Genomic DNA, 16786 nt, shown 5'->3' with positions numbered 1-16786 from the left:
CCGGCCAGGTGGGCCGTGGCTTACCGAGAGTTGAGCAAAAAACGAGCAGTTTCAAGGGCTTGTGCACAAACGGCGTGGACCGGCTTGTGGATAACCTTGGGATGGAAGCCTGCAGCCCTTGCGGATCGCGGCTTGCAGGCTTCTGTACGTTTTCTGATCAGCCGCGTTTGCGCAGGCTGAGCCAGATATCCACGCTGTAGACCACCAGGCCCGCCCAGATGAACATGAAGGCGGTCAGGGTGCTGGATGACAGGTGCTCGTCGAACAGCAGCACGGCCTCCATCAATACCAGCGTTGGCGCCAGGTATTGGAGGAAGCCCAGGGTGGTGTAGGGCAGGTGGCGGGCGGCGGCGTTGAAGCTGACCAGCGGCACCAGCGTGACCGGGCCGGCGGCCACCAGCCACCAGGACTGGGGGTTGCTCCAGAATTCCAGATGGGCACTGCTCGCTTGCGGATGCAACAGCAGCCAGCCCACGGCCAGCGGCACCAGCATCCAGGTTTCCACCACCAGGCCGGGTAGCGCCTGGACCGGTGCCTGCTTGCGGATCAGGCCGTAGAAGCCGAAGGTCAGCGCCAGTGCCAGCGAGACCCAGGGCAGGCTGCCGACCTGCCAGACCTGCTGGGCCACGCCGATGGCCGCCAGGCCCACTGCGATCCACTGCAGGCGGCGCAGGCGCTCACCCAGCAGCAACATCCCCAGCAGCACGTTGACCAGCGGGTTGATGTAGTAGCCGAGGCTGGCTTCGAGCATGCGCCCGTTGTTCACCGACCAGACGTAGGTCAGCCAGTTGGCCGCGATCAGCGTGCCGCTCAGCGCCAGGATCGCCAGGCGGCGCGGATTCTCGCGCAGTTCGCGCCACCAGCCCGGATGTTTCCAGGCGGCCAGCAGCAGGCTGCCGAACAGGGCCGACCAGAGCACGCGGTGGATGATGATCTCCACCGCAGGCACGGCGGCGATGATCTTGAAGTAGATCGGGAACAGGCCCCAGATGATGTAGGCGGTAAGGCCGAGGATGTACCCGCGGCGCGGGTTGGCGGCTTGCATGCAAAGTCCTTGCTTGGGCTGCTGACAGAAGAGCGATTGTAAGGAGATTTATGGCGTTGTGGTGCTGGCACCACGGATCCATTGTGGGAGCGGGCTGGCTCGCGATTGCGTCGCGGCATTCAGCGATGGTGCTGGCTGATGCGCCGCGTTCGCGAGCACACCCGCTGCCACACGGGTCGCGGGTTGCTTGTCGGTATGTCGATCAGAAGAGCTTCAGCGGTTCTTCATTCAACGCTGCCAGTTGCTCGCGCAACGCCAGGACCTGGTCGCCCCAGTAGCGTTCGCTGCCGAACCACGGAAAGCTGCGTGGAAACGCCGGGTCGTCCCAGCGCCGAGCCAGCCAGGCGCTGTAGTGCATCAGGCGCAGGGCACGCAGCGGTTCGATCAGCGCCAGTTCGCGGGGATCGAAGTCGTGGAACTCGCTGTAGCCCTCGACCAGTTCCGAGAGTTGGCCGAGACATTCCTGGCGGTCGCCGGCGAGCATCATCCACAGGTCCTGGACCGCCGGGCCCATGCGGCAGTCGTCGAGGTCGACGATGTGGAACACCTCGTCGCGACACATCATGTTGCCGGGGTGGCAGTCGCCATGCAGGCGGATGTTGCGGTGCGGGGTTTCGCGGTAGAGCTGTTCCACCCGCTTGAGCAGGTCACGGGCCACCGACTCGTAGGCCGGCAACAGGCTGCCGGGGATGAAGCCGCCTTCGAGCAGGGTGGCCAGCGCATCATGGCCGAAGTTCTGCACGCCGAGGGCTTCGCGGTGCTCGAACGGGCGGGTGGCGCCGACCGCGTGCAGGCGGCCCAGCAGTTGGCCGAGGCGGTAGAGCTGGTCGAGATTGCCCGGCTCCGGGGCCCGCCCGCCGCGCCGTGGGAACAGGGCGAAGCGGAAGCCCTGGTGTTCGAACAGGCTTTCGCCGTTGTGTTGCAGCGGCGCGACCACCGGCACTTCGCAGTCGGCCAGTTCGAAGGTGAAGCGGTGTTCCTCGAGGATCGCGGCGTCGGTCCAGCGCTGTGGACGATAGAACTTGGCGATCAGCGGTTCGCTGTCTTCGATGCCGACCTGATAGACGCGATTTTCATAGCTGTTGAGCGCCAGTACCCGGGCATCGCTGAGAAAGCCGAGGCTTTCCACGGCGTCGAGGACCAGGTCGGGGGTGAGGGTATCAAACGGATGGGACATGTTGGCTCCTGCGCGCAGCAGGTTGCCGCGTCCGGCCAGGCATCTTAGCGCACTGGGGAGCGCAATGGTGTGGGCGGTCAGGGCATCTTCGCGGGCAAGCCCGCTTCCACTGGTGCAACTGCGCTTGACGCCGTCGCTGGGGGAGCTCGCTTGCCCGCGAAAGCCGGGTGTCAGGCGCCGATGATCCCGCCATCCTCCCGCCGAATCGCCATCACCGACGACCGTGGCTTGCCATTGGGCAGGTGCTCGGGAAAGGTCGAGCCGCCGTTCTCGCCCGGATGCTGGATGCCGACGAACAGGGTCTTCTGGTCTGGCGCGAAGCTGATGCCGGTCACCTCGCAGCCGACCGGGCCGACCATGAACCGGCGGATCTCGCCACTCGCCGGGTCGGCACAGAGCATCTGGTTGTTGCCCATGCCGGCGAAGTCACCGGCGTTGCTGTAGTCGCCATCGGTGAGGATCCACAACCGCCCGGCCTTGTCGAAGCCCAGGCCATCGGGGCTGTTGAACATGTTCTGCGGGGTGATGTTCGACGAGCCACCCTTGGGCGTCCCGGCATGCACGCCGGGGTTGCCGGCGACCACGAACAGGTCCATTCGAAGGTTGGGGCGCCGTGATCGTTGCCGGCGGCGTGCCAGCGCAGGATCTGGCCGTAGACGTTCTTCTCCCGCGGGTTCGGCCCGCCCACCGGCTGGCCGTCCTCGCCGCGCCTGGCGTTGTTGGTCAGGGTGCAATACACCTGGCCATCGATGGGACTGACGACGATCCACTCCGGGCGGTCCATGCGGGTGGCCTTGACCACGCTGGCGGCGAGGCGGGCATGGATCAGCACCTCGGCCTGGCTGGCAAAGCCGCTGTCGGCATCGATGCCGTTCCTGCCGAAGCTCAGTTCGACCCACTCACCCTTGCCCCTGGGCCGATCCGGGTTGCCGTCGCCGTTGTCGAAGCGCGCCACATACAGGGTGCCGTGGTCGAGCAGGTCGCGGTTGGCCTTGGGGTTCTTGTGGTTGATGCGGTCGCGGCTGATGAACTTGTAGATGAACTCGCCGCGCTCGTCGTCGCCCATGTAGACCACCGCGCGCCCGTCGCGGGTTTCGGCGAGGGCGGCGTTCTCGTGCTTGAAGCGGCCGAGGGCGGTGCGCTTGACCGGCGTGGACTGCGGATCGAACGGGTCGATCTCCACCACCCAGCCATGACGGTTCAACTCGTTGGGGTTCAGGGCCAGGTCGAAGCGCGGGTCGTGGACGTGCCAGCCGATCTCCTTGCTCGCGGCCACCACACCGTAGCGTTTCTGCGCGGCATCGAACTTCTGCTCGGCATTGCTGCTGCCGAAGCAGTCGGTGAAGTTTTCCTCGCAGGTCAGGTAGGTGCCCCACGGCGTCTTGCCGTTGGCGCAGTTCTGGAAGGTGCCGAGCACCTTGCGCCCCTGCTTGTCGGCGCGGGTCTGCAGCCAGGGATGACCGGCCGCCGGGCCGCCGATGCGGATCGGCGTGTTGCCGTGGATGCGCCGGTTGTAGGGCGAGCCCTGGACGAAGTGCCACTGGTCGTCCTTGCGCTGGATCTCGATCACCGACACGCCTTCGCTGGCCTGGGCCTTGTGCACGTCTTCCAGCGACTGCGGCTGGCCACCGTGAGCGTAGAGGTAGCGGTAGTTGGTGTATTCGTTGTTGATCGCCATCAGCGCGCGATGGTCGTCGCCGGGGAAGGGGAACAGGCTCATGCCGTCGTTGTTGTCGCCGAACTGGACTTCCTGGGCCTTGGCGGTGCCGTTGCCGCTCGGGTCGAAGGCCGGACCGTTCTTCTCCAGTGGCTGCCCCAACTGATCAGTACCGAACTGGTGTAGCCGGGCGGCAGGCTCAGTTGGTCGCCGGTGGCGGCGGCAATGCTGTCGAAACCCAGCAGCTTGCCGGTGGCGGCGCTGACACTGGCAGCCATCACGCTGCGGGTCAGCAGGTTGCCGCCGAGGAACAGTGCGGCGCCGCACAGGGCACCGGCACTGATGAAGCCACGGCGGCTGAGGCCGACCATCTGCTCGAGGTCGGTGGATTGGTTGTCTTCTAATAGGCTCATCGTCAGGCTCCCTGCGGTTAGGCAGTCACCTTAATCAGCGCGGATGACGGATTTGTTGCAGGAAAAAGTCGGAATGTTTCGCCCACCCACCGCCGGCTGCAGAATGCCGTCCGTACCTTGTAGGAGCATGGCTTGCCCACGAAAGCGTCAAAGTGGCGTACCCAGCAACACGAAGGCGGGCGCAAACTGCGCCCGTACCGCGCTCCCGCTGGTCAAACCCAGGGCCGCGAGCTTTTGCGCGGTGGTCAGGGCGCACAGCGTCTGTCCGTTAGGCAAGGTGATTCTGACCTCGGCAGGGCCGTTTTCGTCTTCCAGAATGTCCTCGACGATACCGTCCAGACAATTGTTTCCAGGTGTTGCCGAGGCCTGCGGAGCGAGCAGTTCCAGCCAGCCGGCCTTGATCAGGGCGACCACCTGGGTGCCGGTTTCCAGTTCCAGCCGCAGGGTGCTGTCGTGGGTGATCTGCGCCTGCAGGGTCAGGCCCGCGGCCAGTTCCAGACGTACCAGGTCGTTGCGTCCATGGCTGTCGATGCCGACCACGGTGCCGTGCAACTGGTTGCGGGCGCTGGTGCGCAACATCAGGCGTCCGAGCAGGTCGAGGTCGCTGGCGTCCTCGGCGGCTTCCAGCACCTGCGCCTGGATCGTCTGCAGGCGTTGATAGAGACGCAACACCCGCTCGCCCTCGGTCGACAGTTTCGCCCCGCCGCCGCCCTTGCCGCCGACACTGCGTTCCACCAACGGCTTGTGCGCCAGGTTGTTCAGCTCGTCGATGGCATCCCAGGCGGCCTTGTAGCTCAGGCCCGCGCTTTTCGCCGCGCGGGTGATCGAGCCCTGCTCGGCGATGTGTTGCAACAGGGCGATGCGCTGTGGGCGGCGGGCGATGTATTGGGTCAGCAGGACGGGCAGGGACATGGGCGGTGGTGGCAGTGTTTTCAAGGAGGTGCCTTCGAAAGTGCCCGCTGGCGTGGCGGGCGTCAAGCCGGGGCTCCCGGCTTGGGCGTGCGGGCCAGGCAGTAGACATCGACCCGTCGGGCGCCGGCCCGCAGCAGCAGGCGCGCCAGGCTTTCGGCGGTGGCGCCGGTGGTCAGCACGTCGTCGACCAGCGCCAGGTGCAGGCCTGCGACCGAAACGCCGGGGGCCAGGGCGAAGGCGTTCAGCAGGTTGCGCCGGCGCGCCCTGGCGTCCAGTTCCTGCTGGGCGACGGTGTCCTGAATACGTAGTAAACGGTGCTCATCTGCCGGAATCTGCAGGCTTCTGCCCAGCCAGTTCATCAACATCGCGGCCTGGTTGTAGCCGCGCTGGCGTTGCCGTTTCACGGCCATGGGCACCGGCAGCAGCAGGTCCGGTCGCGGCAGGCCGTGGTCGAAGCGTTCGCGCAGGGCCAGGGCCAGCAGTTCGGCCAGCAGGCGTCCCAGCGGCCACTGGCTCTGGTGCTTGAAGCGGGTGATCAGGCTGTCGACCGGGAACTGGTAGGTCCAGGGGGCAATGACCTGCTCGAAGCTGGGCGGCTGTTTCAGGCAATGGCCGCAGGTCAGGCCGGCCATCGGCAAGGGCAGGGCGCAGGTCTGGCAGTATTCCAGCAGCCAGGGCAGTTCGCTTTCGCAGGGGCTGCACAATGGATGGAGGTTGTCGCTGGGCTCGTCGCAGAGTAGGCAGGTCTGGTTGTTTTTTAGCCAGATGTAAACCTGTCGTTTGCGATGTGGTTGACAGTCCATGTCGCTTCCTTAAATATGCCGGCATCCGTGTCGTGGTCGTGGCTGTCGCCCCGGCCGCTTGCCCAGCATAAAACAAGGAACTCCAGCGATGAGTGCCAGCACTACTGCCACTTTGCGTCACGATTGGTCCCTGGCCGAGGTCAAGGCACTGTTCGAGCAGCCGTTCAACGACCTGCTGTTCCAGGCCCAGACCGTGCACCGCGCGCACTTCGACGCCAACCGCGTGCAAGTGTCGACCCTGCTGTCGATCAAGACCGGCGCCTGCCCGGAAGACTGCAAGTACTGCCCGCAGTCCGGTCACTACAACACCGGGCTGGAAAAGGAAAAGCTGCTGGAAGTGCAGAAGGTCCTGGAGGAGGCTGCCCGGGCCAAGGCCATCGGTTCGACCCGCTTCTGCATGGGCGCGGCGTGGAAGCACCCGTCGGCCAAGGACATGCCGTACGTGCTGGAGATGGTCAAGGGCGTTAAGGCCATGGGCCTGGAAACCTGCATGACGCTGGGGCGGCTGGATCAGGAGCAGACCGCCGCGCTGGCCGAAGCCGGCCTGGACTACTACAACCACAACCTCGACACCTCGCCGGAGTTCTACGGCAGCATCATCACCACCCGCACCTACAGCGAGCGTCTGCAGACCCTCGCCTACGTGCGCGATGCCGGGATGAAGATCTGTTCCGGCGGCATCCTCGGCATGGGCGAGTCCCTCGATGACCGGGCCGGCCTGCTGATCCAGCTGGCCAACCTGCCGGAGCACCCGGAGTCGGTGCCGATCAACATGCTGGTGAAGGTCGCCGGTACGCCGCTGGAGAATGCCGAGGATGTCGATCCGTTCGACTTCATCCGCATGCTGGCGGTGGCGCGGATTCTGATGCCCAAGTCCCACGTGCGCCTGTCGGCGGGCCGCGAGGCGATGAACGAACAGATGCAGGCCCTGGCGTTCTTCGCCGGTGCCAACTCGATCTTCTATGGCGAGAAGCTGCTGACCACCGCCAACCCGCAGGCCGACAAGGACATGCGCCTGTTCGCCCGCCTGGGTATCCAGCCCGAAGCCCGCGAGGAACATGCCGACGAAGTGCACCAGGCGGCTATCGAGCAGGCGCTGGTGGAGCAGAAGAGCAGCGAGCAGTTCTACAACGCCGCAGTCTGATTCACACCGCTTTTCCAACGGAACACCGCCCGGCCCTTGGCTGCGCCGATCTCTGTAGGAGTCGGGCTTGCCCGCGAAGCTTTTAGCGATCGAGAGGACGCATTCGCGGGCAAGCCCGGCTCCTACAGGGGGCGGCGCAGCCGGGACCAGGCGGTGTTCTTCAGATTGCATCTGCGAGGCGCCCATGTCCTTCGATCTGTCCGCACGCCTGGCCGCCCGTCGTGCGCAAAACCTCTATCGCCAGCGGCCGCTGCTCGAAAGCCCGCAGGGCCCGGAAGTGCTGGTCGATGGCCAGCCCCTGCTGGCTTTCTGCAATAACGATTACCTGGGCCTGGCCAATCACCCGCAAGTCATCGAGGCCTGGCAGGCCGGTGCCGCGCGCTGGGGCGTGGGCGGTGGGGCGGCGCATCTGGTGATCGGCCACAGCGGTCCGCACCAGGCGCTGGAAGAAGCGTTGGCCGAGTTCACCGGGCGGCCTCGCGCGTTGTTGTTCAGCGCCGGCTACATGGCCAACCTCGGCGCGGTCACGGCGCTGGTCGGGCAGGGCGATACGGTGCTGGAAGATCGTCTCAATCACGCATCATTGCTGGATGCCGGGCTGCTCTCGGGTGCACGGTTCAATCGCTACCTGCACAACGATCCGGCCAGCCTCGCCAAGCGCCTGGAAAAAGCCACCGGCAATACGCTGGTGGTCACCGACGGGGTGTTCAGCATGGATGGCGATATCGCCGACCTGCCGGCCCTGGCCCGTGAAACCCGTGCCCGCGGCGCCTGGCTGATGGTCGACGACGCCCACGGTTTCGGCCCTCTGGGCGCCCAGGGCGGGGGTATCGTCGAGCACTTCGGCCTGAGCCAGGAAGACGTACCGGTGCTGGTCGGCACCCTGGGCAAGGCATTCGGCACGGCGGGTGCGTTCGTCGCCGGCAGCGAAGAACTGATCGAAAGCCTGGTGCAGTTCGCCCGGCCCTACATCTACACCACCAGCCAGCCGCCGGCGCTGGCCTGCGCCACGCTGAAAAGCCTGGAACTGCTGCGCAGCGAACATTGGCGTCGGCAGCATCTGGACGCGCTGATCCGCCAGTTCCGCGAGGGGGCGCAGCAGATCGGCCTGGAGTTGATGGACAGTTTCACGCCGATCCAGCCGATCCTGATCGGTGATGCCGGCCGGGCGCTGCGCTTCTCGCAACTGCTGCGCGAACGCGGGCTGATGGTGACGGCGATTCGGCCGCCGACCGTACCGGCCGGCAGTGCGCGCCTGCGGGTCACGCTGACCGCCGCCCACAGCGAGGCGCAGGTGCGGCTATTGTTAGAAGCGTTGGCAGAGTGTTCCAGATTGCTGGGGCCCCATGAGCCGTTGGAGCCACCTCATGCGTGATCGTCTGATTCTGTTGCCCGGCTGGGGCCTTGGCATTTCGCCGCTGGAACCCTTGGCGGCGGCCTTGCGCGGTCTGGACGAGCACCTGCGGGTGGAGATCGAGCCGCTGCCGGCGCTTGCCGGCGGCGAACTGACGGAGTGGATCGAGGCGCTCGATGCCAGCCTGCCGGAGAACACCTGGCTGGGTGGCTGGTCGCTCGGCGGCATGCTGGCAGCGGAACTGGCGGCCCGCCGTGGCGATCGTTGCTGCGGCCTGCTGACGCTGGCGAGCAATCCGCGTTTCGTGGCCGGTGACGGCTGGTCCGGCGCCATGGCCGAGGACACCTTCGAGCAGTTCCTGAGCGGCTGTCGCGCGCAGCCTCAGGCCACCCTCAAGCGCTTCAGCCTGCTGTGCGCCCAGGGCTCGTCGGACCCGCGCGGGCAATCGCGGGTGCTCCTGGGCGGGGCACCGCACAGCAGCCCCGAGGTTCTGCTCAGTGGGCTTGAGGTGTTGGCACAGTTGGACACCCGCGAGGCCCTGCAAACCTATGGCGGCCCGCAGTTGCACCTGTTTGCCGGGCTCGACGGCCTGGTGCCGGCCGAGGCGGCGGGCGAGTTGCTGGCGTTGTTGCCGGATGTCGAAGTCGGCCTGATCGAACAGGCCGGCCATGCGTTTCTTCTGGAAGACCCCCATGGAGTGGCCGGGGCTATCCAGGCCTTTTTGCACGAGTGCGCCGATGACTGATCTTTCCCGTCCGCCGTTGCCGGGCGGCCTGCCCGACAAGCGCCAGGTCGCCGCCTCGTTTTCCCGTGCGGCCGCCAGTTACGACAGCGTGGCCCAGTTGCAGCGCGATGTCGGTGACGAGTTGTTGCGGCGCCTGCCGGAGCAGTTCAGCCCTTCGCGCTGGCTCGATGTCGGCTGCGGTACCGGCTACTTCACCCGGGCCCTGGGCGGCCGTTTTGGTGAAGGGCAGGGCCTGGCCCTGGATATCGCCGAGGGCATGCTCGAACACGCCCGGCCCCTGGGCGGCGCGCGACATTTCATCGCCGGTGATGCCGAGCGGCTGCCGCTGCAGGCGCAGTGTTGCGACCTGGTGTTCTCCAGCCTGGCCGTACAGTGGTGTGCCGACTTTGCCGCCGTGCTCGACGAGGCGCGGCGAGTGTTGCGCCCGGGCGGCGTGATGGCGTTTGCCAGCCTGTGTGTCGGCACCCTGCATGAGCTGCGTGAGAGTTGGCGGGCCGTGGATGGTCTGGTTCACGTCAATCGCTTTCGCGAGTTCGCCGAGTACCAGCGCCTGTGCGCGGCCAGCGGCTTGCGCGTGGTGAGCCTGGAAAGCCGGCCACAGGTGCTGTTTTACCCGGACGTGCGCAGCCTGACCCACGAGCTCAAGGCGCTCGGTGCGCACAACCTCAACCCCGGACGGCCGGGCGGGCTGACCGGACGCGCGCGGGTGCTCGGCCTGATCGACGCCTATGAACAATTTCGCCAGGCGCAGGGGCTGCCGGCGACCTACCAAGTGGTCTACGCCGTGTTGGAGAAGCCGCTATGAGCGCAGCCTATTTCATTGCCGGGACCGACACCGATGTCGGCAAGACCACCATCGCCGCCGGCCTGCTGCATGCGGCCCGGGCCGCCGGCCTGAGCACCGCGGCGGGCAAGCCGGTGGCGTCCGGTTGCGAGGTGACCCCCCAGGGCCTGCGTAACGCCGATGCCCTGGCGTTGCTGGCCGAGTGCTCGTTGCCGTTGTCCTACGCGCAGGTCAACCCGGTGGCGCTCGAGCCGGCCATCGCCCCGCACCTGGCGGCGCGCGAAGCCGGCGTGGCGCTGACGGTGCAATCACTGCTGGAGCCGATGCGCGAGATTCTCGCGCTGCAGGCCGATTTCACCCTGATCGAAGGGGCCGGCGGTTGGCGGGTACCCCTGGCCGACCAGGCCAATCTGTCGGACTTGGCCTGTGGCCTGGGTTGCCGGTGATCCTGGTGGTGGGCGTACGCCTGGGGTGCATCAGTCACGCCCTGCTGACCGCCGAGGCGATTGCCCGCGATGGCCTGCAGTTGGCCGGTTGGGTGGCCAACATCATCGATCCGAAGACCTCTCGTCTGGAAGAAAACCTCGCGACGCTGGCCGAGCGCCTGCCGGCGCCGTGCCTGGGACGCGTGCCGCGCCTCAAGGCAGCGACCGCACAGGCCGTGGCAGAGCGCTTGCAGCTGGATCTGCTGGACTGATGCCCGAGGCCAGGCGCTAGCTTTTGCCTATTGCCAGGCATTGTGCCATTAGTGTTTTTGACGGGCGTTTTTGCCCGGGTTCTGCTTCAATGCAGCCTGTAATGGTTTCGTACAGTCGAGTTCGCCCATGGAAATCTCAGGTAGCACCGCTTTTTATGCCGGTCTGAGCACTATTCAGTCCGGGCAGAACCGTGTCGACCAGGCCGCCGGCCAGATCGCCAACACCACTGTCGAGCGTTCGCTGAAGAGCCAGTCCTCCGACTCCCAGGTCGAACGGCTGCTGTCGCTGGACCGTAGCCAGCAGGACCTGTCGAACAGTCTGGTCGACCTGTCCCAGGGCAAGCTCCAGGTCGAACTGGGGACCAAGGTCGAGAAGGCCGCGGACAAGGCTCTCGGCACGCTGATCGACACCTACGCCTGATCGCTCCGGCGTAATCCCCCATCCGGGCGCGACAGCGCCCGTTTTGCCATGCGCATACCCCTTGTCGTGCCTCGATACCCGGCGTCAGTGGCACTTGGCGTTCGATGCGTCCGCTCGCCAGACCATCCTCTCGACTATTCTTTCCCTGTTGCCAGCCGCTGCCTGCGGCGCTGCCGGCGATTTCCCGCGCCTATTGTCGGCCTGTATGACCAATGGCTCATGAACGACGCTTGACAAGGCTTTGGCGCAAACGTATGTTTCAAACAACTGTTTGACCGGCGTGGCAAATCGACGCGGTCGCTTATTCCAGGTTTCATCAGCAGAGGTTTATCGCTATGCCTGACTACAAGGCCCCTTGCGTGATATTCGCTTCGTTCGTGACGAACTGCTTGGCTACGAAGCGCACTATCAGAGCCTGCCGGCTTGCCAGGACGCTACTCCGGATATGGTCAACGCCATCCTCGAGGAAGGCGCCAAGTTCTGCGAACAGGTCCTGGCTCCGCTGAACCGTGTTGGTGATACCGAAGGCTGCACCTGGAGCGAATCGGGCGTGAAGACCCCGAGCGGCTTCAAGGAAGCCTACAAGCAGTTCGTCGAAGGTGGCTGGCCGAGCCTGGCTCACGACGTCGAGCACGGCGGCCAGGGTCTGCCGGAGTCTCTGGGCCTGGCGATCAGCGAGATGGTCGGTGAGGCGAACTGGTCGTGGGGCATGTACCCGGGCCTGTCCCATGGTGCGATGAACACCATTTCCGAACACGGTACCCCTGAACAGCAGGAGGCCTACCTGACCAAGCTGGTGTCCGGCGAGTGGACCGGCACCATGTGCCTGACCGAACCGCACTGCGGCACCGACCTGGGCATGCTGCGCACCAAGGCCGAACCTCAGGCCGACGGTTCCTACAAGGTCAGCGGGACCAAGATCTTCATCTCGGCCGGTGAGCACGACATGGCCGACAACATCGTCCATATCGTCCTGGCCCGCCTGCCGGACGCACCGGCCGGCACCAAGGGCATTTCGCTGTTCATCGTGCCCAAGTTCCTGCCCAACGCCGACGGTTCGGTCGGCCAGCGCAACGCCGTGTCCTGCGGTTCCATCGAACACAAGATGGGCATCCACGGCAATGCCACCTGCGTGATGAACTTCGACGGCGCCACCGGCTTCCTGATCGGCCCGCCGAACAAGGGCCTGAACTGCATGTTCACCTTCATGAACACCGCTCGCCTGGGGACCGCGCTGCAAGGCCTGGCCCACGCCGAAATCGGTTTCCAGGGTGGCCTGAAGTACGCACGCGAACGCCTGCAGATGCGCTCCCTGACCGGTCCGAAAGCGCCGGACAAGGCCGCTGACCCGATCATCGTGCACCCTGACGTGCGTCGCATGCTGCTGACCATGAAGGCCTTCGCCGAGGGTAACCGGGCGATGGTGTACTTCACCGCCAAGCAGGTGGATATCGTCAAGTACAGCCAGGACGAGGAAGAGAAGAAGAAGGCCGACGCGCTGCTGGCGTTCATGACGCCGATCGCCAAGGCGTTCATGACCGAGGTCGGTTTCGAAGCCGCCAACCATGGCCTGCAGATCTACGGTGGCCACGGCTTCATCGCCGAGTGGGGCATGGAGCAGAACGTTCGCGACAGCCGTATCTCGATGCTGTACGAAGGCACCACCGGCATCCAGGCCCTCGACCTGCTGGGTCGCAAGGTGCTGATGACCCAGGGCGAGGCCCTCAAGGGTTTCACCAAGATCGTCCACAAGTTCTGCCAGGCCAACGAAGGCAACGAGGCGGTCAGCGAGTTCGTTGCGCCACTGGCCGCGTTGAACAAGGAGTGGGGCGAGCTGACCATGAAAGTGGGCATGGCCGCGATGAAGGACCGCGAGGAAGTCGGTGCCGCTTCGGTGGATTACCTGATGTACTCCGGCTACGCCTGCCTGGCCTACTTCTGGGCCGACATGGCCCGCCTGGCCGCCGAGAAACTGGCCGCGGGTACCAGCGACGAGGCGTTCTACACCGCCAAGCTGCAGACCGCGCGCTTCTACTTCCAGCGCATCCTGCCGCGCACCCGTACCCACGTGGCCACCATGCTGTCGGGCGCCAACAACCTGATGGACATGCAGGAAGAGCACTTCAGCCTGGGCTACTGAGCCCTGCCGGAGTGACCTCGAAAAGCCGCTTCTCCTTCGGGGGAAGCGGCTTTTTTGTGGGCGCTTTTCGGCATTGCCGATTTATGGGCGTCAATAGCGAAAATTCCTGACTAAAACGCTAAGAAGAAGCCGAGACCTGCCGTTAAAGAGAGAGGATTCGTGATCTCTGTCACATTCTTTGTGCTTTACTCGCGCAAATAAAGGCACAATGCCATCTATTGAATCTGCCGGTCGGAGCTTTACCCTTGCCGCGTTCTCCTGCTGTACATGCCAGTCATTTTCTACCCTCCGTCATGTTGTTGCTTGCGGGGCTCGCGGCGGCCTACGTCAAGGATCTCAACGTCTTCTTCACTTCGCTGTTCAACGTTCTGCCGACCCTGGTGCTGTTGCTCGGCGGTTCCTATTGCGCGGTCTATCGGCGCCAGCGCGAACTGTTCCTGATGATCACGGTGTACATCGCCTACTTCCTGCTTTCCACCCAGGCCGATTACTACCGCGACCATGGCAGGGTCCGACAGGATGCCGCGGTGGTTTTCCACCTGGTCTGCCTGCTGTTGCCACTGCTGTTCGGCGTGTTCGCCGCCTGGCAGGAGCGCACGCACCTGTTCCAGGACATGATCGCGCGGTTTGCCGTGCTGCTGGCGGTGGGCAGCGTGGCCCTGGGCCTGGAGCAGAGTTACCCGGAAGCCCTGCTCGGCTGGCTGGCGGAAATCCGCTGGCCCGCATTGCATGGGGCGTGGATGAGCCTGATCCAGTTGTCCTACCCGGTGTTCCTCGCGGCGTTCCTGCTGCTGACCGTGCAGTACTGGCGCAACCCGCGGCCGCTGCATGCGGCCCAACTGATCGGCCTGCTGGGCCTGTTCTGGATGCTGCCGATGACCTTCATCCTGCCGTTCACCCTGAACATCATGTGCAGCCAGGTGATGCTGATGATCGCTGCGGCGGTGGCCCACGAGGCCTATCAGATGGCGTTCCGCGATGAACTGACCGGGCTGCCCGGCCGTCGCGCGCTCAACGAGCGGATGCAGCGCCTGGGGCGCAACTACGTGTTGGCGATGACCGACGTCGACCACTTCAAGAAATTCAACGACACCCATGGTCACGACGTCGGTGACCAGGTCTTGCGGCTGGTCGCGAGCAAGCTGGCGAAGGTCAGCGGCGGCGGCCGGGCCTACCGCTACGGTGGCGAGGAATTCGCGGTGGTGTTCGCCGGCAAGAGCCTTGAAGAATGCCTGCCGCACCTGGAGGTGATCCGTGAGGTGATCGCCAACTACAGCATTCAACTGCGCAACCCGGACAGCCGCCCGCAGGACGACCAGCAAGGCCGCCAGCGCCGTTCGGGCGGTGGTGCGTCGAGTGTGTCGGTGACGATCAGTATCGGCGTCGCCGAGCGCCAGCTGGATCAGCGCACCCCGGACGAAGTGCTCAAGTCCGCCGACCAGGCGCTCTATGCCGCCAAGGGGGCCGGGCGCAACTGCGTCATGGCCGCCGGGCAGACCGCCAAGCGCGGCGCGGTGCGGACCAAGGAAGCCGTGGGCTGAGTGATGGTGGAGCATTCAGCGGCTGGACTGTGATTGCCCGGGGGCGGGCGCCGACAGTAGGTTGAATCATCTGCTGCCGGAGAAACGACCATGCCTGACTACAAAGCCCCGCTACGCGACATGCGCTTTCTGCTCGACCATGTTTTCGATTTCCACGCCCATTACGAACGCCTCGGCGCCAGCGATGCCAGCCCGGACATGGTCGGGGCGATCCTGGAGGAAGGCGCGAAATTCTGTGAACAGGTGCTGGCACCGCTGAACCGCTCCGGCGATGAAGAGGGCTGCCATTTCGACAATGGCGTGGTGACCACGCCCAAGGGTTTCAAGCAGGCCTTTGCCCAGTACGTCGAGGCCGGCTGGCATGGCCTGGCGGCCGATCGGCAGTATGGCGGGCAGGGCCTGCCGCAGTCGCTGGGGCTGGTGATCAGCGAAATGATCGGTTCCAGCAACACTTCCTGGGGCATGTACCCGGGGCTGACCCACGGCGCCATGTCGGCGATTCATGCCCACGGTACCGAGCAACAGAAACAGACCTACCTGAGCAGGCTGACCGCCGGCGAATGGACCGGCACCATGTGCCTGACCGAAGCCCACTGCGGCACCGACCTGGGGCTGATCAAGACCCGCGCCGTGCCCCAGGCCGATGGCAGCTATGCGGTGTCCGGGAGCAAGATCTTCATTTCCGCCGGCGAGCACGACATGAGCCGCAACATCGTGCACCTGGTACTGGCCAAGTTGCCGGACGCGCCGGCCGGTACCAAGGGTATCTCGCTGTTCATCGTGCCCAAGTTCCTGCCCGATGCGACCGGCGAGGCGGGCGAGCGCAACGGGGTGAGCTGCGGCTCCATCGAGCACAAGATGGGCATCAAGGCCTCGGCCACCTGCGTGCTGAACTTCGATGCTGCCAAGGGCTTTCTGATCGGTGAGGCGAACAAGGGCCTCAACTGCATGTTCACCATGATGAACCATGCCCGCCTCGGTACCGGCATGCAGGGCCTGTGCCTGGGCGAAACCAGCTTCCAGGGCGCGGTCCGCTACGCCAGCGAGCGTTTGCAGATGCGTTCGCTGACCGGCCCCAAGGCGCCGGACAAGGCCGCCGACCCGATCATCGTGCACCCGGACGTACGGCGCATGCTGCTGACCATGAAGGCGTTCAACGAAGGCAACCGGGCACTGACCTATTTCACCGCACAGTGGCTGGATATCGCCCATCGCGCCGCCCAGCCCGAGCAGCGCCAGGAGGCCGAGGACCTGCTGGCATTCCTGACCCCGATCTGCAAGGCGTTCATGACCGAGACCGGGCTGGAGGTGACCAACCACGGCATGCAGGTGTTCGGCGGTCACGGCTTCATCCGTGAGTGGGGCATGGAACAACTGGTGCGCGATTGCCGCATCGCGCCGATCTACGAAGGCACCAATGGCATCCAGGCCCTGGACCTGCTGGGGCGCAAGGTGCTCGGCAGCCAGGGCAAGCTGCTACGCGGCTTTACCCGGATCGTGCACAAGTTCTGCGAGGCCAATGCCGGGCACGGGCAGCTTGGCGCTCATGTGACGCGGCTCGATCAGTTGAACCGGGAGTGGGGCGAGCTGACGCTGCTGGTCGGCAAGGCGGCCATGCAGAATCCGGATGAGGTCGGCGCGGCGGCGGTGGATTACCTGATGTACAGCGGTTACATCGTCCTGGCCTACCTGTGGCTGCGCATGGCGCTGGTGGCCCAGGCGCAGTTGGAAGAGGGCAGTGGCGACGCGGATTATTGCCGGGGCAAGCTGGCGACGTGCGAGTTCTACTTCAAGCGATTGCTGCCGCGCACCGCCGCTCATCGGGCGGCGGTGGAAGCGGGGAGCGAGAGCCTGATGCGGTTGCCGGCGGATCTGTTTGCCCTGTAGTCGATGGATGAGGCTTGAAGGACCTTCGCGGGCAAGTCGGGTCGCCGCACCGCCTTGCCCGCGAAG

Annotated in this window: 12 protein-coding genes and 3 pseudogenes; 9 read left to right on the top strand and 6 right to left on the bottom strand. The window is 65.3% G+C overall.

What is annotated here, in order from left to right:
• Positions 1–157: 157 nt before the first annotated feature.
• The 6 genes and pseudogenes from rarD to ACZ5KU_RS28820 all read right to left on the bottom strand — a co-directional run bounded on the left by rarD (position 158) and on the right by ACZ5KU_RS28820 (position 6007).
• On the bottom strand, positions 158–1045 hold the full coding sequence (rarD, locus tag ACZ5KU_RS28845; RefSeq protein WP_054064638.1) for an EamA family transporter RarD: 888 nt from the start codon (positions 1043–1045) through the stop codon (positions 158–160).
• 202 nt (positions 1046–1247) lie between these two features.
• Positions 1248–2222 carry a serine/threonine protein kinase gene (locus ACZ5KU_RS28840; RefSeq protein ID WP_054058341.1) on the bottom strand — a complete coding sequence of 325 codons (975 nt, stop codon included), beginning with the start codon at positions 2220–2222 and terminating at the stop codon, positions 1248–1250.
• A 170-nt stretch (positions 2223–2392) separates the two neighbouring features.
• Positions 2393–4041 (bottom strand): annotated as a pseudogene (locus tag ACZ5KU_RS28835) (PhoX family protein).
• Entirely contained in the window at positions 3939–4292 is a 354-nt protein-coding gene (locus ACZ5KU_RS28830; RefSeq protein WP_464736586.1) for a hypothetical protein, read from the bottom strand. The pseudogene ACZ5KU_RS28835 and the gene ACZ5KU_RS28830 overlap by 103 nt, the downstream one beginning before the upstream one ends.
• A 147-nt stretch (positions 4293–4439) precedes the next feature.
• Positions 4440–5204, bottom strand: a complete 765-nt coding sequence (locus ACZ5KU_RS28825; protein ID WP_464736585.1) for a TOBE domain-containing protein — start codon at positions 5202–5204, stop codon at positions 4440–4442.
• Between the two features lie 62 nt (positions 5205–5266).
• Positions 5267–6007, bottom strand: coding sequence for a double zinc ribbon domain-containing protein (locus ACZ5KU_RS28820; RefSeq protein WP_416770771.1), 741 nt, complete (start codon positions 6005–6007; stop codon positions 5267–5269).
• An 88-nt stretch (positions 6008–6095) separates the two neighbouring features.
• Here ACZ5KU_RS28820 and bioB point away from each other — a divergent pair, with 88 nt between their 5' ends.
• The 9 genes and pseudogenes from bioB to ACZ5KU_RS28775 all read left to right on the top strand — a co-directional run bounded on the left by bioB (position 6096) and on the right by ACZ5KU_RS28775 (position 16720).
• Positions 6096–7151, top strand: a complete 1056-nt coding sequence (bioB, locus tag ACZ5KU_RS28815) for a biotin synthase BioB (protein ID WP_054059332.1) — start codon at positions 6096–6098, stop codon at positions 7149–7151.
• Between the two features lie 184 nt (positions 7152–7335).
• On the top strand, positions 7336–8526 hold the full coding sequence (gene bioF / locus ACZ5KU_RS28810) for an 8-amino-7-oxononanoate synthase (protein WP_054064640.1): 1191 nt from the start codon (positions 7336–7338) through the stop codon (positions 8524–8526).
• The gene (locus tag ACZ5KU_RS28805) at positions 8519–9250 is read left to right on the top strand and encodes an alpha/beta fold hydrolase (protein WP_416770764.1); all 732 of its coding nucleotides are present in this window, start codon (positions 8519–8521) and stop codon (positions 9248–9250) included. The genes bioF and ACZ5KU_RS28805 overlap by 8 nt, the downstream gene beginning before the upstream one ends.
• The gene (bioC, locus tag ACZ5KU_RS28800) at positions 9243–10055 is read left to right on the top strand and encodes a malonyl-ACP O-methyltransferase BioC (RefSeq protein WP_054061586.1); all 813 of its coding nucleotides are present in this window, start codon (positions 9243–9245) and stop codon (positions 10053–10055) included. The genes ACZ5KU_RS28805 and bioC overlap by 8 nt, the downstream gene beginning before the upstream one ends.
• Positions 10052–10731: pseudogene (gene bioD / locus ACZ5KU_RS28795) on the top strand (dethiobiotin synthase). Before bioC ends, bioD begins: the two are co-directional and overlap by 4 nt.
• A 127-nt stretch (positions 10732–10858) precedes the next feature.
• Complete coding sequence (locus ACZ5KU_RS28790) at positions 10859–11152, top strand: hypothetical protein (RefSeq protein WP_054057051.1); 294 nt, start codon at positions 10859–10861, stop codon at positions 11150–11152.
• 335 nt (positions 11153–11487) lie between these two features.
• Positions 11488–13292: pseudogene (locus ACZ5KU_RS28785) on the top strand (phenylacyl-CoA dehydrogenase).
• Between the two features lie 245 nt (positions 13293–13537).
• Positions 13538–14833, top strand: a complete 1296-nt coding sequence (locus ACZ5KU_RS28780; protein WP_054057049.1) for a GGDEF domain-containing protein — start codon at positions 13538–13540, stop codon at positions 14831–14833.
• Between the two features lie 90 nt (positions 14834–14923).
• Positions 14924–16720 carry an acyl-CoA dehydrogenase C-terminal domain-containing protein gene (locus ACZ5KU_RS28775; protein WP_416770760.1) on the top strand — a complete coding sequence of 599 codons (1797 nt, stop codon included), beginning with the start codon at positions 14924–14926 and terminating at the stop codon, positions 16718–16720.
• Positions 16721–16786 lie beyond the last annotated feature (66 nt).

This window comes from Pseudomonas sp. Tof1, assembly GCF_055390395.1.
This window is presented reverse-complemented; position numbering and strand designations above follow the sequence as displayed.